A 23,131-nucleotide genomic window follows, 5' to 3' on the forward strand; every position below is an offset into this window, starting at 1 on the left:
CAAGTCATCCTTCCCGTCGCCGACAAGCTCGGTGCCGCCGTCGGCGCCAGCCGTGCGGCTGTCGATGCGGGTTATGCACCGAACGACTGGCAGGTTGGCCAGACCGGCAAGGTGGTTGCACCGCAGCTTTATATCGCCGCCGGCATCTCGGGTGCGATCCAGCACCTGGCCGGCATGAAGGATTCGAAGGTCATCGTCGCCATCAACAAGGACGAAGAAGCGCCGATCTTCCAGGTGGCCGACTACGGCCTCGTCGCAGACCTCTTCGAGGCGCTGCCCGAACTGCAGAAGGCGCTGTAATTTAAGCATAAATTGGGGGCGGCGCGTTTTTTAAACGCGCCGCCTTCTCTTTTTCGGCGATATGCGTAACATCGCCGGCAATAACGCAGACAAAATCCCTGAGAGGAGACCAGCCTATGACCGCCCCCTTTAAGAACATCGGTGTCATTGGAGCCGGTCAAATGGGATGCGGCATTGCGCATGTCTCCGCCATTGCCGGCTACAAGGTCCATATCTACGATCTTTCCAAGGAAGGCATCGAGGCCGGTCTTGCCACGATCAACGGCAATCTCGCCCGCCAGGTCACCAATGGCAAGCTTTCGGACGACGCCCGCAAGCAGGCGCTGGCGCTCATCAGCGGTTCGACCGACATCAACGATCTGGCAGCCATGGATCTCGTCATCGAGGCCGCGACGGAAAACGAGGAAATCAAGCGCAAGATTTATGCGCAGGTCTGCCCGATCCTGAAGCCCGAGGCGCTGCTCGCCACCAATACCTCGTCGCTCTCCATCACCCGGCTTGCATCCGCCACCGACCGTCCCGAACAGTTCATGGGCATCCACTTCATGAATCCGGTGCCGGTCATGAAGCTGGTGGAACTGGTGCGCGGCATCGCCACCAACGAAAAGACCTTCGACGCGGCCAAGGACTATGTGCGGACGCTGGAAAAGGCGATCACCGTTGCCGAGGATTTCCCGGCCTTCATCGTCAATCGCATCCTGCTGCCGATGATCAACGAGGCGATCTATACGCTTTATGAAGGCGTCGGTTCGGTGGAAGCCATCGACACCGCCATGCGGCTCGGCGCCAACCACCCGATGGGGCCGCTGCAGCTTGCCGATTTCATCGGTCTCGACACCTGTTTGTCGATCATGCAGGTGCTGCATGACGGCCTCTCCGACAGCAAGTATCGCCCCTGCCCGCTGCTGGTCAAATATGTCGAGGCCGGCTGGCTCGGCCGCAAATCCGGCCGCGGCTTCTACGACTATCGCGGCGAGACGCCGGTTCCGACGCGCTGATCCCCTTCACCTGAACCCTCAGGCGATGAGCAGGTAAATGATCGATCCGACGCCGGCGGCGACGACGGATGCAGCCGTGAGCAACCCGCAATAAACGAGCGTTCCGGAAACGGCGGCGACGAATACGCGCCCTACCGCGTTGGCGGCGAGTGCAGCGAGGATAGCGCTCGCCACGATATCCGGCGACAGATTTTGTGCGCTGGTTCGCAACGCACTGAGAACGGCGACATCGGCATCGAATATGGCCGACAAGGCCGTGAGGGCGATGAAACCGCCCGCGCCGATCCAGACGAGCAGAACGGCATTCAGCGTTCTCGTCGCGGCAAAGAGCGTGGCGAAGATGGCAAGCGGCACCAGTTCAAACGGGTTCTTTGCGTCGATTTCCTGCCCTGGCTGCATATCCTGCAGCCTTATCAGGCCGGCGCCGCTTAACCCGAGAACCAGTGCGGCGGCCAGCGTTACCGGTGCGATAAGGGAAAATGTCGTCAGCGAAAGGGCAAGAACGATAACGAGGACCCGGAGCAGCGATACCGCCGCGGCCAGCGCCGCCACACCGGCCAGAGGCCACACGTTTTCACCGCTTTTCGCCTTCTGCCCGAAGCTGGCGGTTACGGCGGTCGATGAAACGAGGGCGCCCGCCAGCCCGGTCACCAGCAGGCCACGGGTTGAGCCGAGGAGGCGCACGGCAATATAACCGCAATAGGAAATCGTGGCGCTGAGCACGGTGAACAACCATATTTCCCAGGGGTTGAAGCCGCCCCACGGATCGATCGTCCGGTTCGGAAGGATCGACAGGCCAACGGCGGTCATCACGGCAAGCACCAGCGCGGAGCGCAGTTCGATCCATGTCAGCCGTTTCAGCAGGCGGTGGAGAACTTCCCTGCCCGCGAGCAATGCCGCAAGCGCAGCACCACCGGCCGCCGCCGCCGCCTGATATTGCGCCGTTACCGCAAGCCCGCCGAGGGCAAAGACGCAGAGCGCCGCCACCACGCCGGTAACACTGAAATCATTGTCATGGCGCGCCTCGCGCAGCTTGAACCATGAAAAACTGAATGCGAACCCCAGAAAACCCGCCGCGAAGGCGAAGGCGCTGTTCTGCTCGGCGGCCAATACGCCGAAGACGCCACCCAGCAGGCCGGCAATGCCATAGGTCCTGATCCCGGCGGTGCGGCTGCCCGCCGGCGCATCGCGCTCCCGCCAGCCGCGCTCAAGACCGACAAGCAGGCCGATGGCGAGGGCAAGACCAAGCCGGGGAATAAGCAACTCCATATCGGCACCCATTCATGGCGGAAGCCAGGATCATTATACGAGGCGGGTACGGGCTTGTCTGCACCGGCCCGTCCGCTGGAAAGGCTGGCTTTGCAGGCGGTTGCGGCTCACAGCCCTCAATGTCCAGCCGCCGGCATTATTTTCCAGTCGCGGCTGTCACCAGCGCCTTGGCATCCTCGCTGTCCCACGCCGCCGGGCCGTTCATGGCCGCAAGCAGGCAGCCGTTTTCATCCAGCAGCAGGGTTGCCGGCAGGCCGAAGGCGAGACCTTCCTTTTTCAGCACGTTGAAGACGCCCATGGAACTGTCGCGGTAGTGCTTCAGGGCATCGATCTTGTATTCATCCATGAAGGCTTTCGGTTTTTCATCCGCGCCGGTATCGATATTGACGGCCACGACCTCGAAAGCGTTACCGCCCTTTTCCTTTTCAAGCGCGTTCAGCGCCGGCATCTCTTCGCGGCAGGGCACGCACCATGTGGCCCAGAGGTTGAGAAGAACCGCCTTGCCCTTGAGATCGGCAAGCGTCATGTCCTGCGCCTCCGGCCCCTTGAAGGAGAGGGGAATGATGCGCGGCGTGTCCGTGGCCGACATGGCCGCCACCTGCCCCTTCAGAAACGGCTTCAGCGAAGCGATGCGGTTCGCCGCCCCCTCACATAAACCGGCGTCAGTCACCGCTGCCCCTTGAACCGGGCTCTCAGACCCAATATGCCTGAACCAGACCGCGCCCGCGCCGCTTAAGACACCGGCAACGGCAGCAATTGCAACCAACTTGGCGGAAGGAAGCCTGAACGGCCTTTTCTCTGTCATCGAATACTCCAGGGCACTGCGAACATGGCTGACGGCACAGATCAGAAATCCTCCAACCAGATGTGGGGCGGGCGTTTCGCTTCCGGGCCATCTGCCATCATGGAAGAGATAAATGCCTCCATCGGCTTCGACAAGAAGCTTTACGCCCAGGATATCCGCGGCTCTATGGCGCATGCCGCCATGCTGGCATCTAAAGGCATTATTTCGCCGGAAGATAAAGACAAGATCACCGATGGCCTGAACACGATCCTGTCAGAGATCGAATCCGGCAGCTTCGAATTCTCGCGCAAGCTCGAAGACATTCACATGAACATCGAAGCGCGGCTTGCAACGCTGATCGGCCCCGCCGCCGGCCGCCTGCACACCGCCCGCTCGCGCAACGACCAGGTGGCGCTCGATTTCCGCCTGTGGGTCAAGGAAGAATTGCAAAAGACTGAGGGCATGTTGACCGCCCTCATCGCCGCCTTCCTAGATCGCGCCGAAGAAAATGCCGATACGGTTATGCCTGGCTTCACCCATTTGCAGACAGCGCAGCCGGTGACCTTCGGCCATCATTGCATGGCCTATGTGGAAATGTTCGGCCGTGACCGCGCCCGCGTGCGCCACGCCATCGAGCATATGGACGAAAGCCCGATCGGCGCGGCCGCACTCGCCGGCACTGGCTACCCCATCGACCGTCATATGACGGCGAAGGCGCTCGGCTTCCGCGAGCCGACCCGCAATTCCATCGACACCGTCTCCGACCGCGATTTCGCGCTGGAATTCCTGTCTATCGCTTCCATCTGCGCCACGCATCTGTCGCGCCTCGCCGAAGAAATCGTCATCTGGTCGACGCCGCAATTCGGCTTCATCCGCCTGTCGGATGCCTTCTCCACCGGCTCCTCGATCATGCCGCAGAAGAAGAACCCGGACGCCGCCGAACTGGTGCGCGCCAAGACCGGCCGCATCAACGGCTCGCTGATCGCCCTTTTGACAGTGATGAAGGGCCTGCCGCTCGCCTATTCCAAGGACATGCAGGAAGACAAGGAACAGGTTTTCGACGCCGCCGAGAGCCTGGAACTGGCGATTGCCGCCATGACCGGCATGATCCGCGACCTTGAAGTGCGCAAGGACCGCATGCGCGCCGCCGCCGGTTCGGGCTATTCCACCGCTACCGATCTTGCCGACTGGCTGGTGCGCGAAGCGGGCCTGCCCTTCCGCGATGCCCACCATGTGACCGGCAATGCCGTGGCACTGGCGGAAAAGAAGGGCTGCGATCTCGCCGATCTTTCGCTGGAGGAATTGCAGGCCATCCACCCCGGCATCACCAAGGGTGTTTTCGACGTTCTGTCCGTCGAGGCGTCGGTTGCCAGCCGCACCAGCTTCGGCGGCACGGCCCCTTCGGAAGTGAAGAAGCAGATCGCCTGGTGGCGCGGACGCAACTGATAAAATCGCGTTACGCTGCGATCACAAGAAACAGGGTGCACAAGCGCCCTGTTTTTCGTTATCAGAGAGGCACATATTTCCTTTGGACAGGCCCATGCTTTCAAAAACTGCGCGCAAACTTATCGTTCCCATCGGCATGACGCTCGCCGTCAGCCTTGTTCTCAGCGCCTGCGGGCGTAAGGGCGACATCGACCCGCCGAGCACGCCGGTCGAAATGCGCAACAAGCGCAATGCCGACGGAACGGAGACAAAGCCGGCGACGGCGGAACGACCGTTCATTCTCGACAAGCTTCTCTGACGGATAAAAGCCTGTGAACCATTTCGGCTATATCGACGGCGTGCTGCACGCCGAAAACGTGCCTGTGCCTGAGATCGCCAAGGCGGTCGGCACGCCTTTCTACGTCTATTCGACCGCGACGCTGGAACGCCACTACAAGGTGTTTTCCGGCGCTTTTGCGGATGTGGACGCCATGGTCTGTTATGCCATGAAGGCCAATTCCAACCAGGCGGTTTTGAAGACTCTGGCAAAGCTCGGCGCGGGCATCGACGTCGTCTCGGGCGGCGAATTGCGCCGCGCACTCGCAGCCGGCGTTCCGGCAAGCCGCATCATGTTTTCCGGCGTCGGCAAGACGGTTGCGGAAATGGATTATGCGCTGGAAGCCGGCATCTACTGTTTCAACATCGAATCCGAGCCGGAACTGGAAGTCCTCAACCTGCGCGCCGTGAAAGTGGGCAAGCGGGCGCATGTCTCCTTCCGCATCAATCCGGATGTGGATGCGCGCACCCACGCCAAGATTTCCACCGGCAAGAAAGAAAACAAGTTCGGCATTTCCTATGAGCGCGCCCGCGCGGTCTATGCCCATGCCGCCACCCTGCCCGGCATCGAAGTGACCGGCATCGACATGCATATCGGCAGCCAGATCACCGAATTGCAGCCTTTCGAGGATGCCTTCCGGCTGCTGCGCGAACTTGTCGAGGCGCTGCGCACCGACGGACACACGATCAGCCACGTCGATATTGGCGGCGGTCTCGGAATTCCTTATCGCGATGACAATAATCCGCCGCCGCTGCCGGATGCCTATGCGCATATCGTCAAGAACGAGCTGAAGAGCCTCAACTGCAAGATCGTCACCGAACCGGGCCGCCTGATCGTCGGCAATGCCGGCATTCTGGTGACGGAAGTGATCTATGTGAAGGACGGCGGCGAAAAGACCTTCGTGATCGTCGACGGCGCGATGAACGACCTCATCCGCCCGACGCTTTATGAGGCCTATCACGGCATCCGCCCGGTGGTGCAGCCGGCCGAGAATACGCCGCGCATCAAGGCCGATATCGTCGGCCCCGTTTGCGAGACCGGCGACTATCTGGCGCTCGACCGCGAGATGGCCGCGCCGCAGCCAGGCGATCTGATCGCCGTCAGTTCCGCCGGTGCTTATGGCGCGGTGCAGGCCGGCACCTACAACTCGCGCCTGCTGGTGCCGGAAGTGCTGGTGAAGGATGACAAGTTCCACGTGATCCGTCCGCGCGGCACCTATGAAGAGTTGATCGCGCTCGATTCCGTGCCCGCCTGGCTCGATTGATCTCGCCTGCATCACCGGTTGGCCGATCACAATCAAGCGAAGCTGCCTAAAAAATGGGGGTGAGGGCTTGGGTGCCCTCGTCTTCGCCACAAAGAATGTTATCCTTGCTCCCGTGATATAAACAGCGCGCCGTTCCGGGAATGGCGTTCGACGTGGCCAGAACCGGGAGAACGGATTGATGACCACCGCTGGAGAGGACAGGACAGGCAGAAAGCGCCCGACCGGCGCATTCGCGCAGCGGCCGGACCTTGCCCGCCGGGTTGCCGCCAAGCGCTTCTTCGCGAAAATCGTACTGCTTTCGGAAAAAATTGCGCCGAAAACGCTGTGGCCGCTCTCCATCGCCGCCGTGTTTCTGGCGCTTGCCTGGTTCGGCCTCTACCGGCACATGCCGGATTTCCTGCGGCTCGGCGTTGTTTTCGTGCTGGTTTTCAGTTTCATCGCCACGCTTTTGCCAATCCTGCGGCTGAAATGGCCGACGGATAATGATGCATCCCGCCTGCTTGAAGATCGCAACGGTCTCGCGCACCAGCCGGTTGGCGTGCAGGAGGACGAACCGGCCTTCGATACGCCCTTTTCGCGAACGCTCTGGAAAGAACATCAGATCCGCATGGCGGAGCGCATCGCCGCGCTGAATGCCGGCCTGCCGAAACCCGATATCGCCCGTTATGACCGCCTCGCGCTGCGCGCCGTTCCCGCCCTTCTTCTGGCGGCCGCCTTCGGTTTTTCCTATTCCAACGGCGCGGGCACGATTGCCGATGCCTTCCGCAGCCGGCCGGCGGTCGGTCCCCTCAATCCCGATATCCGTCTCGATGCCTGGGTCACGCCGCCATCCTATACCGGCCGCGCGCCGATTTTCCTGACCGGACGCGACGCAACCAACCGTGACGCGGTTTCCGTGCCGCAATCCTCCAAGCTGACGATCCGCATGACCGGCGGCGATGGCGGCGAGGAGGTGACTTTCGAGCCTGAAATGGCAGGCGCGCTGCAAAAGCTTGCGCCGGAAGCGGCGCGTGCCGACAGCGCAAGCGGCGATATTGCCGTTCAAACGCCGGTTCGTTCGGCAGACCAGCCCGTCGCGCCGCGCACCTTCGCCATGGATGTTACCGAAAGCGGCATGATCACCGCCAATGGCGAACAATGGGTGTTCAACGTCATCCCCGACCAGCCGCCCAGCATCGCCTTCGACAACATGCCGCGCCGCGCCGTCAATGGCGCGCTGGAAGTGGGCTTTACCGCCAAGGACGATTATGGGCTGAAGGAAGCCCATGCCATCATCGAGCCGATTGGCGTTGCGGAAGGTGCGACCGCGCTTTATCCGCCGCCAGAATTCAAGCTCGATCTGCCGCGACAGAATAATCGCGAGATCAAGGGCCTGACCAGCCGCAACCTGACCGAACATCCGATGGCGGGAAAACGCGTGCGCATCACGCTGGTGGCGACTGACGGCGCCGGGCAGACCGGCCGCAGCCCCGCACATGAAATGGTGCTGCCGGGCCGCAATTTCTCCGAACCGCTGGCCGCCTCCATTGCCGAACAGCGGCAGATATTCTCACTGGATACGCGCCAGATGCCGAAGGCGATCGCCTATAACGAGGCGGTGGGCCTGCGCCCGGAAGAGACCATTCCCAACACGACGCATTATCTCCTGCTGCAATCGGCGCAGACCCGCATGCGGCTCGCTTATAACGAGGAAATGCTGAAGGATACGGCCGATTATCTCTGGGAAATCGCGCTCGGCATCGAGGATGGCGATCTTTCACAGGCAGAAAGACGCCTGCGCGATGCGCAGAATGCGCTTTCCGAAGCGCTTCAGCGCAATGCTTCCGATGAGGAAATCGCCAAGCTGATGCAGGAATTGCGGGAAGCCATGCAGCAATTCATGAGCGAGCTTGCGCAGCGCATGCAGAATGCGCCGCAGGCCAACATGAACAGCCAGGCACAGAACGTGCTGCGCCAGCGCGATCTGGAAAACATGATGAACCAGATCGAGAACCTCGCCCGCTCCGGCAACCGCGACGCGGCGCAGGAAATGCTCTCGCAGCTGCAGCGCATGATGAACAATCTGCAGGCGGGCCGCCCGCAGCGTCAGGGCCAGCAGGGACAGCAGCAGAGCAGCAAGATGCGCCAGCAGATCGACAAGCTGGGCGAAATCCTGCAGCAGCAGCAGAAGCTGATGGACGAGACCTTCAAGCTCGATCAGGCGCTGCGCGACCGCATGCAGCGCGGCGACCCGCAGCAGGGCGACGACGAACAGCAGATGGGTGAAAACGGCCAGCAGCCGCAAGAGGGACAGCAAGGTCAACAGGGCGAAAATGGCCAGCAGGGCGGACAGCCAAGCGACCAGATGACCGCCGAACAATTGCGCGACGCGCTGAAAAACCTGCGGGCGCAGCAGGATGCGCTCGGCAAGCAGCTTGGCGAGTTGCAGCAGGGGCTGCGCGATCTCGGCATGGAACCGGGTGAAAACTTCGGCAAGGCGCAGCAGGAAATGCAAGGAGCCGGTGAGGCGCTGGGCAAGGGCCAGGGCGAGCAGGCCGTCGAAGGTCAAGGCAATGCGCTGAATGCGCTGCGACAGGGCGCGCAGGACATGATGGGCCAGATCATGCAGGCCATGCGCCAGCAGGGCCAGCAGCCGGGGCAAGGTCAGGAAGGCATGGCCGGACAGGGAGGCCAGAACGGCCGTGATCCGCTCGGCCGCCCGCGCAGCACCACCGGCCCGGATTTCGGCGATCAGGTGAAGGTGCCGGATGAAATCGACGTGCAGCGCGCCCGCGAAATCCTCGAGGCCATCCGCGAAAAGCTCGGCAACAATCCGCCCGGTGAAATCGAGCGGCGGTATCTGGAGCGGTTGCTGGATATACAGTGAGGGTTCGCACAGGTAATGGCGCGCCTCGTTACATCCTGTTTCAGAAGCTAAAGTTTCCGTCATGCCGGACTTGATCCGGCATCCAGTCGGCGCGCGTCTGCGCGGCGGAAAGAGTTCTTTCAGCCCAAGGACTTGGGCTGGCTGGATTCCGGCTCAAGGCCGGAATGACGGAGGTAGGGAACTGCGCTGGGCCAGAGGGCTGACCAACAAAAAAGGCGGCCTAACAGCCGCCCTTTAAATCTCTGCGCCCTTATCAACTCAGGCTGCAAGCGCCCACGCCACAGCCTTGCGGATATCCGGAAGCGCAAAGGGCTTCGAGACGACGTCCACGATCTTCTCCGCCAGATCGTCAGCCCGTTCGCGCTGCTCGGCGTAACCCGTCATCAGCAAAATGCGCATGGCCGGGAAGCGTTCGGCGGCGCGGTGCGCCAGCTCGATGCCATCCATGACCGGCATGCGGATATCCGAAAGAAGAAGATCGAAACTGGTTTCCTGAAGCTTTTCCAGCCCCTGCTCGCCATCCGCCGCCTCATGGGTCTCGTGACCGTCGAGACGCAGGGCGCGAGCGACGAAAGCCCGCAATGCATCCTCGTCTTCGGTAATCAGAATCTTCGCCATTACTCATTGCTCCTGGGCATCATTTCCAGCCGTGAGCAACATCGCAGGCTCCTCTTTTCAAGAGGTAAACACCCAGCCCTTCGCTGGGTGAATGGTTAATGAGGCGTCTCCGCGCTGTGCCGTTCCGGCACGGCAAAAGTGCTCAGGCGTCGCCGGTCACGACGCCGACAAAGGGCAGTTCGCGGAAGGCATAAGCGACATCCATGCCGTAACCCACGACGAAATAATCCGGACATTCGAAACCGACATAATCGGCCTCCAGATCTTCCTTGCGCTTCACCTTCTTGTCGAGCAGCACGGCGATGGTGACGTTGCGGGCGCCACGCTCGTAAAGCAGTTCCTTGGCGAAACGCAGCGTGCGGCCGGATTCGAGAATATCGTCGATCAAGAGGACATCGCGGTCCTTCACGTCGCTGTCGATATCCTTGACGATCCTGACGCCTTGCGAAACCGTGCCGGTGCCATAGCTCGACAGCGTGATGAACTCGACTTCAGGGGCAAGGCCGCTATCATGCAGCGCGCGGATAAGATCGGCCGCGAAAATGAACGATCCCTTGAGCACGGCGATGACCAGTAAATCCTTGGTCGGGCCGCTGGCGATGTGCTTGGCCATGTCGCGATTGCGCTCGGCGATCTGCTCGGCGGTATAAAGCGGCTCGATGTTTTTTCCACGGACGACGGGCATTCTTACTCCTGTGCTGCGCCTTGCCGATTTTACCTTTCAGTAAAAATACGAAGACCACGCGTTAGCACAGTCAGCGTTCGGACGCACCCGCCTCAACGAAGGAAAGCTTGATCTCGGGCGTTTTTCCACCGGGATGGCGCAACTTTGCCGAAAAACCGTGGCTGAAACCGGGCTGCATCTCCTTCACCGGCGGTTCGATGACCATGCTGGCCACCAGCTGTCCCTTGGCGGCGAAGAGATCCGCGCGGAGGGCCGGCACCTCTTCGAGATTGCCGCCATTATTTTCGACAATGCCGTTGATGAGCAGAGTATCCATGCCGTCCGCCTCCATAGGGGTCACGGTGACATGGGAAATGGCGAGAGGGTTCACCGAAGCGGCAACAGCCGGCTTTTCCGGCACGACCACCGAGAGACCGCCCGAGCAGACGAAGACGAAAATCGCGAGCCCCGCCACCAGCGCCGAATAGGCGTCCGCCGAAAGACGGGACAATCTGCGGTCCAGCCAGCCGATGAAGGCGAGACCGAGCGCACCGATGGTGACGGGTGGTTTTGCCGCCTGCCGGCGCGCAGCACCACGATTGTCGTTTCCGGGTTGCCGCGAACGGTTTTCCTTGATGGTGACAAATTCCGCGTCTACCACATCGCGGTCGGGATTTGCCGCGCGCGCCGTGCGGCGCACCGGCGTTTCCGGCATCAGGAGGTCGAAATCGAATGCCGCTTGCCGGCGAGATGAACGGAACATAGCCATAGAATTCCTTGGGTGAGGTTTTCCGGCCCGCAAAACTGGGCATTGCAACGAATCCTGCCAAGTTTTAAATTTAATTGGTTAATGCTTCGCAAAAACGGCTCGCGCAGGCTGCCGGATCCGGGTTAAACCCCGACATCCGAACCCCATGCGCCAGCGGCTTGCGAACCACCACGAAACGAAGAGACTGGAAGTCCGTTGATCCATTTCGAAAATGTCGGGTTGCGTTACGGCATGGGACCCGAGATCCTGAGGGACATGACCTTCGATATACCCAAGGGTTCGTTCCAGTTTCTGACCGGCCCGTCGGGCGCCGGCAAGACGACGCTGCTCCGCCTGCTTTTGATGTCGCTGCAGCCGACTCGCGGCAATATCCGCATGTTCAACCGCGATGTATCGCGCATTCCGCGCAGCGAGTTGCCGATGCTGCGCCGCCGCGTCGGCATCGTGTTTCAGGATTTCCGGCTGCTCGATCATCTGACGACCTATGAGAATGTCGCCCTGCCGCTGCGCGTGCGCGGCAAGGAAGAAAGCGCCTACCGCAACGATGTGATCGAGCTTCTGAAGTGGGTGGGGCTCGGCGAGCGCATCAATGTGCTGCCGGCCATTCTTTCCGGCGGGGAAAAGCAGCGCGCCGCCATTGCCCGCGCCTTGATGGACCAGCCCGAAATCCTGCTTGCCGACGAGCCGACCGGCAACGTCGATCCGCCGATGGCCAAGCGCCTGCTCAACCTTTTCCTGGAACTCAACCGGCTGGGCACGGCCGTCGTCATCGCCACCCATGATTTCGGCCTGATGGACCAGATCGATGCGCGCCGGATGATCCTGACCGAAGGGCGGCTCGACATCTATGAATGAGATCAACCGCAAACAATTGAAGCCGGAAGCGGCGCAGCCGAAGCGCCCGCCCATGCGCATCCGCCCGATGGCGCCCATTCTACCGCCCTCCAATATTCAGGGCAATGCGCTGATGGTGGTCATCGCCATCATGGCCTTTCTCGCCTGCCTGACGCTGGGCGCCGTCTCCATGGTGCGCGCCACCGCCGCCACCTGGCAGAGCCAGATTTCCCGTGAGATCACCATCCAGATCAAGCCCGAGGACGGGCTGGACATGGATGCGGCGCTCTCCAAGGCACGTAATCTGGCGCTCACCTTCGTCGGCACGCGGGATGGCACCATCCTCGACGATGCGGCGACATCGCGCCTTTTGGAGCCTTGGCTCGGCAGCGGTCTCGATCTTTCCGAATTGCCGGTGCCGCGTCTCGTCGTCATCACCATCGACGAAAACAATCCGCCCGATTTCCAGGCGATGCGGGATATGCTGAAGGCCGAGATTCCGCAGGCATTTCTGGACGACCACCGCACCTGGGTCGACAGGCTGGTCTCCATGGCGAGAACCACCGTCATGATCGGCGTCGGCGTTCTTATCCTCGTTTTCACCGCCATGGTGCTGACGGTGGTGTTTGCGACGCGCGGCGCGCTTTCCGGCAACCGGCATATCGTTGAGGTGCTGCATTTCGTCGGCGCGGAAAGCAGTTTTGTGGCGCGCGAATTCCAGAAACACTTCCTGAAGATCAGCCTCAAGGGGGCGGCGGCGGGCAGTGCACTGGCCGCGGCGGTTTTCCTTGTCGCCGGTTTCTGGCAATCGAGCACGGTCGCCACGCCGCAGAGCGATCAGGCGAGCGCGCTTTTCGGCTCGTTTTCGGTCGGTCTCGGCGGTTATTTCGGCATTGCCATGACGATGATCATCATCGCGCTTTTGACCACAATCACGGCGCGCGTGACCGTCATCCGCACCATTGACGATATCGACCGCGTCCGCTCCGATCCATCGAAAAGCGACGGCCTTGCATCGTGAGAACACCCCCGGAATCCTGCGGTAAGACTGAAACCGTCACAAGCCGGATGTAACCTGCAGACGGTGGACAAAAATGCCTGTTCCTTGCCTTAATCGGCGAGTATTCAGGAGGAATGTTTGTGAGTCGGATGGACCAGGATCAGACGACAGCGCGACCGGCCAGAAAGGGCCTGTTGTCGCGGCGCGGTCCTCTGCGCCGTTTTATTCGCGGCCTCATCCTGCTTTGCGTCATTGTGCTCGGCGCATTTTCCGGCGGTTTCCTTTGGTTTGCCGATTCCGTCGCCTCCATGCGTCCGCCGGAGGGAGCGAGAGGCGATGCCATCATCGTGCTTACCGGCGGTTATCAGCGCATCGAACAGGCGGTCGGCCTGCTGAGAGACGGCGTGGGCAAGCGGCTTCTGATTTCCGGCGTCAACCCGGCCACCACCCGCTCGCAAATCCGCAAGATGACGCAAGGGTCATCCGACATGTTTTCCTGCTGCGTGGATATGGGCTATAAGGCGATAGACACGATCGGCAACGCCAGTGAGGCGGCAAGCTGGATACGCGACCACAATTATTCCTCCATCGTCGTCGTCACCAATAATTATCATATGCATCGCAGCTTGCATGAATTGCGCAGCGCCAGCCCGCAGACGCAATTCATCGCCTATCCCGTCATCAGCGCCGATCTCGCCCGCACCAACTGGTTCGTGGAGCCGGATGTGGTGAGAACCATGCTTTACGAATATCTGAAGTTCGTGGCGGCGGCGGGACGCGACCTCACCGGCTTCGGCAAGGGCGACGGTCTGCGCAAGGCCGCCGCCGATCATTCCCGGATAAAGACGACAACCGCTTCGTCCTGACCGGCGAGAACGCGCTTGCTGCGGCCCCTTGTTTTCGTGTAGGCGTCTGGCATCGGCATCCGGCATCGAGGCCTGTCCAAGGCTTCGGAACGGCTGCGCTCCGGGAAGGCTGTTGATGCTCAAGCTGCGCTCTTTTCTTTTCAATACGCTGTTTTATCTCAACCTGATTGTCCGCATGATCGTGCTGACGCCGATCTATTTCATCCTGCCGCGCAAGATCGCCTATGAAATTCCCAAGAACTGGGCGCGATCCAACCACTGGCTGATGAAAACCATCGTCGGTACCACCTTCGAGGTGGAAGGGCTGGAAAACATTCCCGAAACCGGCTGCATCTTCGCGCCCAAGCACCAGTCTTTCTGGGACACCTACGCGCTGCTGCCCAATCTTCCCGATCCGGTCTATATTCTGAAGCGCGAGCTTTTATGGATTCCGCTGTTCGGCTGGTACGCCATGAAACAGCGCATGATCCCGGTCAACCGCGCCGCACGCGGCAAGGTGATGCTGAAGGTGATGGAGCGGGCGAAAGAGGAAATGGCCGCCGGCCGCGAACTCATCATCTATCCCGAAGGGACGCGCCGCCCGCCGGGCGCCGAGCCCGAATATCGTTACGGCATCGCCAGGCTTTACCGCGATCTGCAGGTTCCGGTCATTCCCGTCGCGATGCATCCCGGCCTCTTCTGGCCGCGCCGTTCAACGATGCGCTATCCCGGCCATTTCAAGGTGCGTATCCTGCCGGCCATCGAGCCGGGGCTGGACCCCGACGTGTTTTTCAAGCGCCTGATCGATGTAACGGAAAAGGCGAGCGACGAGTTGCTGCTGGAAACCGTGCGCAACAACCCGCATTTGCCGCTGCCGCCGACCGCCGTGAAGCGGATCGCCGAACTTCAGGGCAAGGAAACCGTCGCTGGCTGAGCGGCGAGCGTGCCGACATTTTTGGCGATGCTCTCCAGCAGGGAATCGCGAATGCCCATCTCCTGCAGATGCTGCACGGTGTTGAAGACATAATCCGTATTCGGCCCGGATCGGCCCGATGCGGCTGCAACGATGGTCGCCGATTCGGCAACGCCTAGACCGCCGATATATTGCTCATGCGCGGGATCGGCCACATAGGTCACCGCGCTGCTGCGTCTGCCATCGGAAAGCGCGATGGAAACCAGCCGCTCCTTATAGACATTCGTCACCAGTTCGCGCTCGCGCAGATAGATCATGACCGGGTCGCGGTCCTGTCCGCGCACGCGGAAAGCGACGCCAAGGCAGGAACCGCCACGCTCCAGGCCGAGAACGAGACCGGGCTTTTCTTCGGTGCCTCTATAAAAGTTGGAACTGATGCAGAGCGAGCGCCGATACCCGTGCAGCCGAGCCTGCTGCCTCTCCTCGAAGGCGAAGCCGGGGTTCCACATCAACGAACCGTAGCCAAAGACCCAAAAATCGTCCATATCCCAAGCCAAATCGAAATTGTCTGAAGTCTGTTCATCGGAGATCAATATGGCAGCGTCAAGCCAATCCGGCACCGCCAAAAAATTCCTCTGGCTCGCCATCGCCATCCTCGTGGTCATCGGACTTTATACCGCCGGGTGGTTTTACGCCGCCGACAGGCTGAAGCAGACGGTTCTGAACGTCATTGCTCCCTCGCAGGCCCGCAGCGTCAGCGGCGAATGCGGCGATATCGCCTTCAAGGGTTATCCCTTCCGCATCGGCCTCTTCTGCTCCAAAGTGACGGTGGATGACAAGGAGAACGGCGTTTCCGCTTCCTTCGGCGAACTTCGCTCGGCGGCGCAGGTCTATAATCCCGGCCACATCGTCTGGGAACTCGATTCGCCGGCGGAAATCCGTTCCGCCCATGGCCTGACGATTTCGGCGGCCTGGCAGAACATGCAGTCCAGCATCGTCACCAAGCTGAAGGGCATCGATCGCAGCTCGCTCGTCATCGACGGGCTGAAGGCGCAGGCGGTTTCTTCCGTCACCGGCCAGACCATCGATTTCGATGCGGTAAAAACGGAAATGCATCTGCGCCAGAACGGCGCGGATCTCGACGGGGCCATCACGCTCACCGACTCCGCAACCGTTATCAAGGACTGGCCGCAGCTTCTGCCGCGCCTCAACGCCATTGCCGATGTCACGCTTGCCGGCAAGGCGGGCATGGTGGATGGCAGCGACAGATCGGGCCTTTATGGCGCGAGCGGCGAGCTTCGCCGGCTGGTGGCCGATATCGGCGAGGGCCGCACCATGCGCATCAGCGGCCCCTTCTCCTTCGACAATGAGGGCTATCTCTCCGGCCAGTTCAAGCTGGAAATAGAAAAGCTCGGCGCATGGTCGGACAATGCCAAGCAGGTCTTCCCGCAGTTGCAATCCACCATCGATACGGCCCGCAAACTGCTCGGCGCGCTCGCCGGCGGCGGTGACCGGGCATCCGTCGATCTCGTTGTGGATCGCGGCCGCGCCACGGTCAGCGGCTTTATTCCACTTGGGAAAATCCCGCCGATTTGAAGGATTGATTTATACTCGGCGTCATCCTCGGGCTTGACCAGAGGATCCATGGCGCGTCGGATCGTGGATCCTCGGGTCAAGCCCGAGGATGACGCCGGGGAGGCTTTGGCACTTTGCCGGCGGGCGCGACGGGCCGGATCAAATCCCATCACGACCTAAGCTAAATGCGATTTACTTCTTCTGGTCCAGCGCGTGACGGCCGAAGTCCGGTGCGTCGACATCCTGGCCCGCCTGCACGATAGAGCGGCGGATGGCGCGGGTGCGGGAAAACAGTTCGAACAGCTTGTCGCCCTCCCCCCAGCGGATCGCCCTTTGCAGGGATGCCAAGTCTTCGGAAAACCGCGCCAGCATCTCAAGGATCGCATCCTTGTTATGCAGGCAGACATCGCGCCACATGGTGGGATCGGAGGCGGCGAGACGGGTGAAATCACGGAAACCGGAAGCGGAATATTTGATGACTTCCGATTCGGTCACCGTCTCCAGATCGTCCGCCGTGCCGACGATATTGTAAGCGATGATGTGCGGCAGATGCGACACGATCGCCAAGACCTTGTCGTGGTGTTCGGCATCCATCTCATCCACGCGGGAGCCGAGCGCCCGCCAGAAATCCTTCAGCCTTTCCAGAGCCTCGGCATCCGTGCCCGGCAGCGGCGTGAAGATGCACCAGCGGTCGCGGAAGAGACCGGCAAAACCGGCATCCGGGCCGGATTTTTCCGTACCCGCCAGCGGATGGCCGGGAATGAAATGCACATTGTCAGGCATATGCGGGGCCATCTGCGCGATGACCGATGCCTTGGTGGAGCCGACATCGGTAACGATAGCGCCCGGCTTCAGATGCGGCGCGATCTGCTGCGCCACGCCCTCGGAAGCACCGACCGGCACCGAGACGATGACGAGATCGGCATCCTTTACCGCTTCCGCCGCCGAAACGGTGTAATCCGTGCCAAGCGCCAGTTCTTCCGCCCGTTTCAGCGTGTCTTCGCTGCGGGTGGAAATGGTCACATGGCGGGCAAGCCCCAGTTCCCTGACATCGCGGGCAATCGACGAGCCGATCAGGCCGATGCCGATCAGCGCGATGCGTTCAAACATGATCTCAGCCATCACGCCTGCCCCATGAACTCGGTGAGGGCCGCGATGACGCCGAGATTGGCCTCTTCCGAACCGACCGTCATTCTCAGCGCATTCGGGAAACCGTAACCACGTACCGCACGCAGAATGTAACCGCGGCGACTCAGAAACTCGTCCGCATCCGCCGCGCGCTTGCCGTCCTGATCCGGGAAATGGATGAGGATGAAGTTGGTAACCGAAGGCGTGACGGTGAGGCCAAGGCCGGTAAAGGTCGTGACCAGCTTTTCCATCCACAGCGCGTTATGCGCCACGGCCTTCTCTACGAAGGCCTGATCGCGGATGGCCGCAGCACCCGCTGCGATAGCCGGCGCACTCATGTTGAACGGGCCACGCACGCGGTTCAGTGCATCGATAACAGCGGCAGGTCCATACATCCAGCCGACGCGCAGGGCGGCAAGGCCGTATACCTTGGAGAAGGTGCGGGTCATCACCACGTTGCGGTTGCCGGAGACCAGCTCGAGACCGGCCTCGTAATCATTCTTGCGAACATATTCGGCATAGGCCGCATCCAGCACCAGCACGACATGTTTCGGCAGACCGGCCTGCAGGCGGCGGATTTCCGCCACGGGAACATAGGTGCCGGTGGGATTGCCCGGATTGGCGACGAAAACCATCTTGGTCTTCGGCGTCACGGCGGCGAGGATCGCATCCACATCCACCGCGCAATCTTTTTCCTTCACCGTCACCGGGGTCGCGCCCGCGCCCATGATCTGGATCTTGTAAACGAGGAAACCGTGTTCGGTGATGATCGCCTCGTCGCCCGCGCCCAGATAGACGTGGCAAAGCAGGCCGAGAAGCTCGTCCGAACCGTTGCCGCACATGATGTTCGCGATGTTGAGACCGTGCACGTCGGCAATCGCCTGGCGCAGCGCGATCGCCTGACCGTCCGGATAGATTTCCAGATGGCTGGCCGCCGTACCGAAAGCCTCTATCGCCTTCGGGCTCGGCCCAAGCGGCGTTTCATTGGAGGAGAGCTTATAAACCTTCGCGACGCCGTCCACATGTTCCTTGCCCGGAACATAAGCGGCGATATCCAGAATACCCGGACGCGGAACAGGTTGGCTAAGCTCTGCACTCATTTGATCGACCTTTGGAAAAGCGCCGGAGAACCCGGCAAAAGCAATGCCGGAGGCATTAGACCGGAATGGTCGCTTTGTCGAGGGTCAGCGCGGCTTTCCTTGGCTTGCGGCAGCGCGGGTGGTGGGCACCCCCTGCGGGGCCAGCACGGGCACAAAAACGCGACGCGAGGCGCGCTGGGTGACGGGCAATCCCTGATAGAGACGCTTCTGGGCTTCCACCACGATGACGCCGGAAAAAAGCGGCCAAAGCCGGCGGCCGGTATGTTCGAGATAGCGACGGAATTTCAGTATCGGTCGGCTGGTGGTGGGCGGAAAGAACAGCGCCTCGGCGGTGGCGCCCGGCGTAAAATTGGTTTCGCGCAAAAGCGCCGTCAGCTGTCCGCGCGAATAGGGTCTTCCGGAACCGAAGGGCGTATGTTCCATGCGCGCCCAGACGCCGCGCCGGTTCGGCACCACGATCACCAGACGGCCGCCGGGCGCCAGCACCCGCCACAGTTCCTTCAGGCTTTCGCGCGGATTTTCGGCAAATTCCAGCGCGTGCACCATCAAGACCCGGTCTATCGACGCATCGGGCAGCGGCAGTTCCTCGTCGAACACCAGCGCCGTGGAGGAAAGCTCGCCCGCCGGCCAGTTCACCGCCCCCTGCCCCGCCGGCATGAAGGCGAAGGTGCGCTCCGTATCGCGGCGAAACCGCTCCAGAAACGGCACCGCGTAACCAAGGCCGACCAGCCGCTCTTCCGGCAAGGGTGGCCACAGCGTCGAAAGCGCCATGGTGATCGCCTGCTCGGCCGAGCGGCCAAGCGGAGAATGATAGAATTCGCGCAGATCGACGATATCGGTATTCATGGGCGAGAATGTAGCATCAGGCGGTTGGACTTCAAGGCGTCTGCCCTTACATAGAAGGTCAGGCGGGCGAATGCGCCGGTTTTGGCCGGCAAATGGAGAGGATAAGATGAAACCTTTGGAAATAGACGTCTTTCTTTGCCGCAGCGACAATTTCGGGGTTCTTCTGCACGATCCCGAAAGCGGCGCGACAGCCACCATAGACGCACCGGAAGAAGGACCTATCCTGCAGGCGCTCGACGGCCACGGCTGGAAGCTCACCCATATCTTCACCACCCACCACCATCAGGACCATGTGGAAGCCAATCTGGCCCTGAAAGACAAGTTCCGCTGCGAAATTCACGGCCCCTACGACGAAGCGGTTGCGATCCCCGGTCTCGACCGTTCGCAGGCCGATGGCGACGAGTTCGAATTCGCCGGCCGCCGCGTTCAGGTCATCGCCACGCCCGGCCATACGGCTGGACATATCTGTTATTATCTGCCCGATGACGGGCTGCTGTTTGCCGCCGATACGCTGTTTGCCATGGGCTGCGGCCGCCTGTTCGAACGTCCGGCGGCGGATATGTGGCATTCCTTCCAGAAACTCATGGCGCTGCCGGATGAGACCAAGGTTTATTTCGGCCATGAATATACGCTGACGAATGCCCGTTTCGCCCTCACCGTTGATCCGGAGAACGCTGTGCTGAGCGAGCGCGCGGCCCACATAGAGAAGGCGCGGCAGGCGAATGAATTCACCATTCCCACCACCATCGGGCTCGAAAAACAGACCAATCCCTATATGCGGGTGGCCGATGCCGGTATTCGCAAATATCTTGGCCTTGAAAGCGCCACCGATGCCGATGTTTTCGCGGAAATCCGCACACGCAAGGACAATTTCTGATGGGAACGGAAATATCGGCGCAGGCGATCATTCGCGAACTGGGGCTGGAGCCGCATCCCGAGGGCGGTTTTTACCACCAGACGTTCCGCGATAAGGCAGGCGGTGAGCGCGGTCATTCGACGGCGATCTATTATCTTCTGGAAAAGGGCGGCCGCTCGCACTGGCACCGGGTCACCGATGCGGTGGAGGTCTGGCACTATTATGCCGGCGCGCCGATTGCGCTGCATCTTTCGCAGGACGGCCGGGAAGTGCAGACCTTCACGCTCGGCCCCGCCATTCTTGAAGGCGAGCGCCCGCAGGTCATCGTTCCCGCCAATTGCTGGCAATCGGCCGAAAGCCTCGGCGACTTCACGCTCGTCGGCTGCACCGTCTCGCCGGGCTTTGCCTTTTCGAGCTTCGTTATGGCAGAGCCCGGCTGGTCGCCGGGAGATGCGCCGTAACTCCCTGAGTTATGTCGGTGGGGTGAGCGGATGCCACTTGTTTCTTCTCCCCGGCGGGGAGAAGAAATACGCCGCAACGTTTACTTTTCTTACGCCACCGCCAGCTTTGGTCAGCCGCCGTATTTCGTAGCCGTAATATAGACCTGCCCCACCCGGGTCGGAATGATGGCATAGACAGGCGCATAGACATCCATGTTGTTCGATTTGGCGAACCAGATCTCCATGGAGATGGATTTCAGATATTCGATATCCTTGCGCCCCTGCCTGTAACCCGACTTCGGCACATACCGCGCCTTGCAGACGATGGCGTCGCCATTAAAACCGTTGGTCCTGAACGGCTTGGTGCCGCTGGAGCTCAAAACCAGATCGAGTCGCGATTCGCCGTCATAGATCGGCAGGCGAGTCGGGCAGATGCGCCCGCCCGCGGGAATGATGAGGCCGGAGATCGGATCGAGAACCGAGCGCAGGTCGCGGTCCTTCACATCCACCCAGTTGTCCGGCCGGGCTTTCGGCTCAGGCTTCACCGTGGTCGATGTGACGTTGCCGTTGCGATAGACAACGTCATAGGTACGCACCCGCTTGCCGTCCTTGTAGACCAGCGAATATTCATTGGCCTGCAGCCGGTGGCCGCGCTTGGCGCCGGAAACGGTCGTCTTGCCGGAAATATCCTTGAGGATGCTGGCAAGGCCGGCGGCGCTGAAGGAACCGGAGATCGAATAATTCGGTCCATCCATGCGAGTCGAGAAACTCGCCCTGGCAATCGGCAAAATGCCGAGATTGATGCTGTATTCGCTTGTGTGGCGCGCTTCGGCGGCGAGCGAGGGGGAGACGCCCGCTAACGCCATTGTCGCGGCCACGAAAATGCTTTTTCCTCTGGCAATCATTTCGATATCACCTTAAAAGAGGCGCGGAAGCGGCCTTATCGGGCGATCATATACGCTGACTTGTGGCAATAAAAAAGCGGATGCCGGTTGAAAACGCCGGAATTTCCTTTCATTTGATCGCGAGCGGCTTGACTGTTAAGTCTCGTCTGACTATAGAACCGCAACTTTCCAATCATGGCCAGTTGGATTGCCACCCCGGTTTTGCCGGTGGCGAGCCAGTGGTGAAACAGACGAAACGAAATAGGTGTACCCATGTCCCGTGTATGCGAATTGACCGGCAAGGGCGTCCAGACGGGCAACAACGTCAGCCACGCCAACAACAAGACCAAGCGCCGGTTCCTTCCGAACCTCTGCCAGGTCACGTTGATCTCCGATGCTCTCGGCCAGCGTTTCCGCCTGCGTGTTTCCGCAGCCGCTCTGCGCTCCGTTGAACACCGTGGCGGCCTCGATGCCTTCCTTCTGAAGTCCGGCGAAAACGAACTGAGCATGCGCGCTCGTCTCCTGCGCCGCCAGATCGCCAAGAAGACGGCCGAAGCTGCTTAATAGCGGTTTCGACATCATCTGAATTCAGAAGGCTTGAATGGCTTTGCCGCTCAAGCCTTTTGTTTGTTCCAGATTTTAGTTGCATCGGGTTTTGCGAAAACCGTTTGAGATGTTTTCCTCCGATGCTTGGCTCCAACTGGTGGCATCACCCAGGATAAAAAAATGCCCTATCTGCGCTTTACGCTTATCTATGTGCTGCTGATGACACTGGTGGTCGTCGCGTCCAATATTCTGGTGCAATACCCGCTTTCCGGCTCGTTGTTCGGCGTCAATCTCGGCGACCTTCTGACCTGGGGCGCCTTCACCTATCCCATCGCCTTCCTCGTTACGGACCTGACCAACCGCCAGTTCGGCCCCTCCATCGCACGCCGCGTCGTGCTTGCCGGCTTCGTCGTCGGGGTCACGCTGTCCTTCTGGACATCCATTCCGCGCATCGCGGTCGCTTCCGGCACCGCCTATCTGATCGGCCAGCTGCTGGATATTTCCGTTTTCAACCGCCTGCGCCGCCAGCGCTGGTGGCATGCGCCGCTCGCCGGCTCCATGCTGGGATCGGTGCTGGATACGGCCCTGTTCTTCTCCATCGCCTTTGCGGCAAGCTTCTCCTTCGTCGGCCCCAACGACGCCTTCGCCATCGAAAACGCTCCAATTCTAGGTGTCTTCGCCGTGGAAGCGCCCCGTTGGATTTCTTGGGCGCTGGGTGATCTCTCAGTGAAGGTTCTCGTCGGCCTCATCATGTTGTTGCCTTACGGCGCGCTGATGAACACGCTGAAGCCGATGCCGGGCGCCGTCAAAACGGGCCGCGTTTGAGGCCGGGCAAGCGCGGATCAAATCGCGCTTGCAAGCCAGCCGTCA

At 60.9% G+C, this 23,131-nt stretch carries 25 protein-coding genes; 15 read left to right on the forward strand and 10 right to left on the reverse strand.

Features of this window, described 5'->3' with window-relative positions:
- Both L904_RS16545 and L904_RS16550 read left to right on the forward strand, forming a co-directional pair.
- Positions 1-300: electron transfer flavoprotein subunit alpha/FixB family protein (locus L904_RS16545; RefSeq protein WP_197416756.1), on the forward strand; the 300-nt coding region annotated here is incomplete at its 5' end.
- A 116-nt stretch (positions 301-416) separates the two neighbouring features.
- Positions 417-1,298, forward strand: coding sequence for a 3-hydroxybutyryl-CoA dehydrogenase (locus tag L904_RS16550; RefSeq protein ID WP_003523331.1), 882 nt, complete (start codon positions 417-419; stop codon positions 1,296-1,298).
- Positions 1,299-1,316: 18 nt separating this feature from the next.
- On the opposite strand, the gene L904_RS16555 is transcribed toward L904_RS16550, so the two are convergent.
- Together L904_RS16555 and L904_RS16560 are read right to left on the reverse strand one after the other, a co-directional pair.
- Entirely contained in the window at positions 1,317-2,567 is a 1,251-nt protein-coding gene (locus tag L904_RS16555; protein WP_020811953.1) for an MgtC/SapB family protein, read from the reverse strand.
- A gap of 136 nt (positions 2,568-2,703) precedes the next feature.
- Positions 2,704-3,372, reverse strand: coding sequence for a TlpA disulfide reductase family protein (locus L904_RS16560; protein WP_031234226.1), 669 nt, complete (start codon positions 3,370-3,372; stop codon positions 2,704-2,706).
- 24 nt (positions 3,373-3,396) lie between these two features.
- On the opposite strand from L904_RS16560, the gene argH reads away from it, so the two are divergent.
- The 4 genes from argH (at position 3,397) to L904_RS16580 (ending at position 9,243) form a co-directional block, all read left to right on the forward strand.
- Positions 3,397-4,797: an argininosuccinate lyase gene (gene argH / locus L904_RS16565; protein WP_035262163.1), complete on the forward strand. Its 1,401-nt coding sequence runs from the start codon at positions 3,397-3,399 to the stop codon at positions 4,795-4,797.
- Between the two features lie 94 nt (positions 4,798-4,891).
- Complete coding sequence (locus L904_RS16570) at positions 4,892-5,095, forward strand: lipoprotein (RefSeq protein WP_003497438.1); 204 nt, start codon at positions 4,892-4,894, stop codon at positions 5,093-5,095.
- 13 nt (positions 5,096-5,108) lie between these two features.
- A complete protein-coding gene (lysA, locus tag L904_RS16575) occupies positions 5,109-6,377 on the forward strand; it encodes a diaminopimelate decarboxylase (protein WP_020808968.1) in 1,269 nt (422 codons plus the stop codon).
- Between the two features lie 178 nt (positions 6,378-6,555).
- Positions 6,556-9,243, forward strand: a complete 2,688-nt coding sequence (locus L904_RS16580) for a TIGR02302 family protein (RefSeq protein WP_020808967.1) — start codon at positions 6,556-6,558, stop codon at positions 9,241-9,243.
- Between the two features lie 258 nt (positions 9,244-9,501).
- Here the strand turns inward: L904_RS16580 and L904_RS16585 are convergent, their stop codons facing one another.
- From L904_RS16585 to L904_RS16595, 3 genes are all read right to left on the reverse strand, one after another.
- The gene (locus L904_RS16585; protein ID WP_020808966.1) at positions 9,502-9,861 is read right to left on the reverse strand and encodes a response regulator; all 360 of its coding nucleotides are present in this window, start codon (positions 9,859-9,861) and stop codon (positions 9,502-9,504) included.
- 142 nt (positions 9,862-10,003) lie between these two features.
- Positions 10,004-10,546: a hypoxanthine phosphoribosyltransferase gene (gene hpt, locus L904_RS16590; protein ID WP_004445644.1), complete on the reverse strand. Its 543-nt coding sequence runs from the start codon at positions 10,544-10,546 to the stop codon at positions 10,004-10,006.
- 70 nt (positions 10,547-10,616) lie between these two features.
- The gene (locus L904_RS16595; RefSeq protein ID WP_031233441.1) at positions 10,617-11,288 is read right to left on the reverse strand and encodes a hypothetical protein; all 672 of its coding nucleotides are present in this window, start codon (positions 11,286-11,288) and stop codon (positions 10,617-10,619) included.
- 201 nt (positions 11,289-11,489) lie between these two features.
- Between L904_RS16595 and ftsE the strand changes: the two genes are divergently transcribed.
- The 4 genes from ftsE to L904_RS16615 all read left to right on the forward strand — a co-directional run bounded on the left by ftsE (position 11,490) and on the right by L904_RS16615 (position 14,907).
- On the forward strand, positions 11,490-12,149 hold the full coding sequence (gene ftsE, locus L904_RS16600; RefSeq protein ID WP_003497447.1) for a cell division ATP-binding protein FtsE: 660 nt from the start codon (positions 11,490-11,492) through the stop codon (positions 12,147-12,149).
- Positions 12,142-13,149 carry an ABC transporter permease gene (locus L904_RS16605; RefSeq protein WP_020808964.1) on the forward strand — a complete coding sequence of 336 codons (1,008 nt, stop codon included), beginning with the start codon at positions 12,142-12,144 and terminating at the stop codon, positions 13,147-13,149. The genes ftsE and L904_RS16605 overlap by 8 nt, the downstream gene beginning before the upstream one ends.
- A gap of 128 nt (positions 13,150-13,277) precedes the next feature.
- Positions 13,278-13,994, forward strand: coding sequence for a YdcF family protein (locus L904_RS16610; RefSeq protein ID WP_020808963.1), 717 nt, complete (start codon positions 13,278-13,280; stop codon positions 13,992-13,994).
- A 115-nt stretch (positions 13,995-14,109) separates the two neighbouring features.
- The gene (locus L904_RS16615; RefSeq protein WP_020808962.1) at positions 14,110-14,907 is read left to right on the forward strand and encodes a 1-acyl-sn-glycerol-3-phosphate acyltransferase; all 798 of its coding nucleotides are present in this window, start codon (positions 14,110-14,112) and stop codon (positions 14,905-14,907) included.
- On the opposite strand, the gene L904_RS16620 is transcribed toward L904_RS16615, so the two are convergent.
- A complete protein-coding gene (locus L904_RS16620; protein ID WP_020808961.1) occupies positions 14,880-15,431 on the reverse strand; it encodes a gamma-glutamylcyclotransferase in 552 nt (183 codons plus the stop codon). The genes L904_RS16615 and L904_RS16620 overlap by 28 nt on opposite strands.
- A 49-nt stretch (positions 15,432-15,480) precedes the next feature.
- On the opposite strand from L904_RS16620, the gene L904_RS16625 reads away from it, so the two are divergent.
- Positions 15,481-16,482, forward strand: coding sequence for a DUF2125 domain-containing protein (locus L904_RS16625; protein WP_020808960.1), 1,002 nt, complete (start codon positions 15,481-15,483; stop codon positions 16,480-16,482).
- 171 nt (positions 16,483-16,653) lie between these two features.
- Here the strand turns inward: L904_RS16625 and L904_RS16630 are convergent, their stop codons facing one another.
- From L904_RS16630 to L904_RS16640, 3 genes are all read right to left on the reverse strand, one after another.
- Positions 16,654-17,583, reverse strand: a complete 930-nt coding sequence (locus L904_RS16630; RefSeq protein WP_020808959.1) for a prephenate/arogenate dehydrogenase family protein — start codon at positions 17,581-17,583, stop codon at positions 16,654-16,656.
- Positions 17,583-18,689 (reverse strand): histidinol-phosphate transaminase, encoded by a 1,107-nt coding sequence (gene hisC / locus L904_RS16635; protein ID WP_020808958.1) that lies wholly within the window; start codon positions 18,687-18,689, stop codon positions 17,583-17,585. The genes L904_RS16630 and hisC overlap by 1 nt, the downstream gene beginning before the upstream one ends.
- 84 nt (positions 18,690-18,773) lie before the next feature.
- Positions 18,774-19,535: a class I SAM-dependent methyltransferase gene (locus L904_RS16640; RefSeq protein ID WP_020808957.1), complete on the reverse strand. Its 762-nt coding sequence runs from the start codon at positions 19,533-19,535 to the stop codon at positions 18,774-18,776.
- Between the two features lie 106 nt (positions 19,536-19,641).
- Here L904_RS16640 and gloB point away from each other — a divergent pair, with 106 nt between their 5' ends.
- Together gloB and L904_RS16650 are read left to right on the forward strand one after the other, a co-directional pair.
- Positions 19,642-20,412 (forward strand): hydroxyacylglutathione hydrolase, encoded by a 771-nt coding sequence (gloB, locus tag L904_RS16645; RefSeq protein WP_003523305.1) that lies wholly within the window; start codon positions 19,642-19,644, stop codon positions 20,410-20,412.
- Positions 20,412-20,852, forward strand: a complete 441-nt coding sequence (locus L904_RS16650; protein WP_020808956.1) for a cupin domain-containing protein — start codon at positions 20,412-20,414, stop codon at positions 20,850-20,852. Before gloB ends, L904_RS16650 begins: the two co-directional genes overlap by 1 nt.
- A 110-nt stretch (positions 20,853-20,962) precedes the next feature.
- On the opposite strand, the gene L904_RS16655 is transcribed toward L904_RS16650, so the two are convergent.
- Positions 20,963-21,736, reverse strand: coding sequence for a DUF3108 domain-containing protein (locus L904_RS16655; RefSeq protein ID WP_020808955.1), 774 nt, complete (start codon positions 21,734-21,736; stop codon positions 20,963-20,965).
- A 252-nt stretch (positions 21,737-21,988) separates the two neighbouring features.
- On the opposite strand from L904_RS16655, the gene rpmB reads away from it, so the two are divergent.
- Together rpmB and L904_RS16665 are read left to right on the forward strand one after the other, a co-directional pair.
- Positions 21,989-22,279 (forward strand): 50S ribosomal protein L28, encoded by a 291-nt coding sequence (gene rpmB, locus L904_RS16660; protein WP_003509888.1) that lies wholly within the window; start codon positions 21,989-21,991, stop codon positions 22,277-22,279.
- A gap of 162 nt (positions 22,280-22,441) precedes the next feature.
- Positions 22,442-23,086 carry a queuosine precursor transporter gene (locus L904_RS16665; RefSeq protein ID WP_003523300.1) on the forward strand — a complete coding sequence of 215 codons (645 nt, stop codon included), beginning with the start codon at positions 22,442-22,444 and terminating at the stop codon, positions 23,084-23,086.
- The last annotated feature ends 45 nt before the right edge of the window (positions 23,087-23,131 follow it).

Origin of the sequence: Agrobacterium sp. LY4 (assembly GCF_001526585.1) — a bacterium.
Lineage (GTDB): Bacteria > Pseudomonadota > Alphaproteobacteria > Rhizobiales > Rhizobiaceae > Agrobacterium > Agrobacterium leguminum.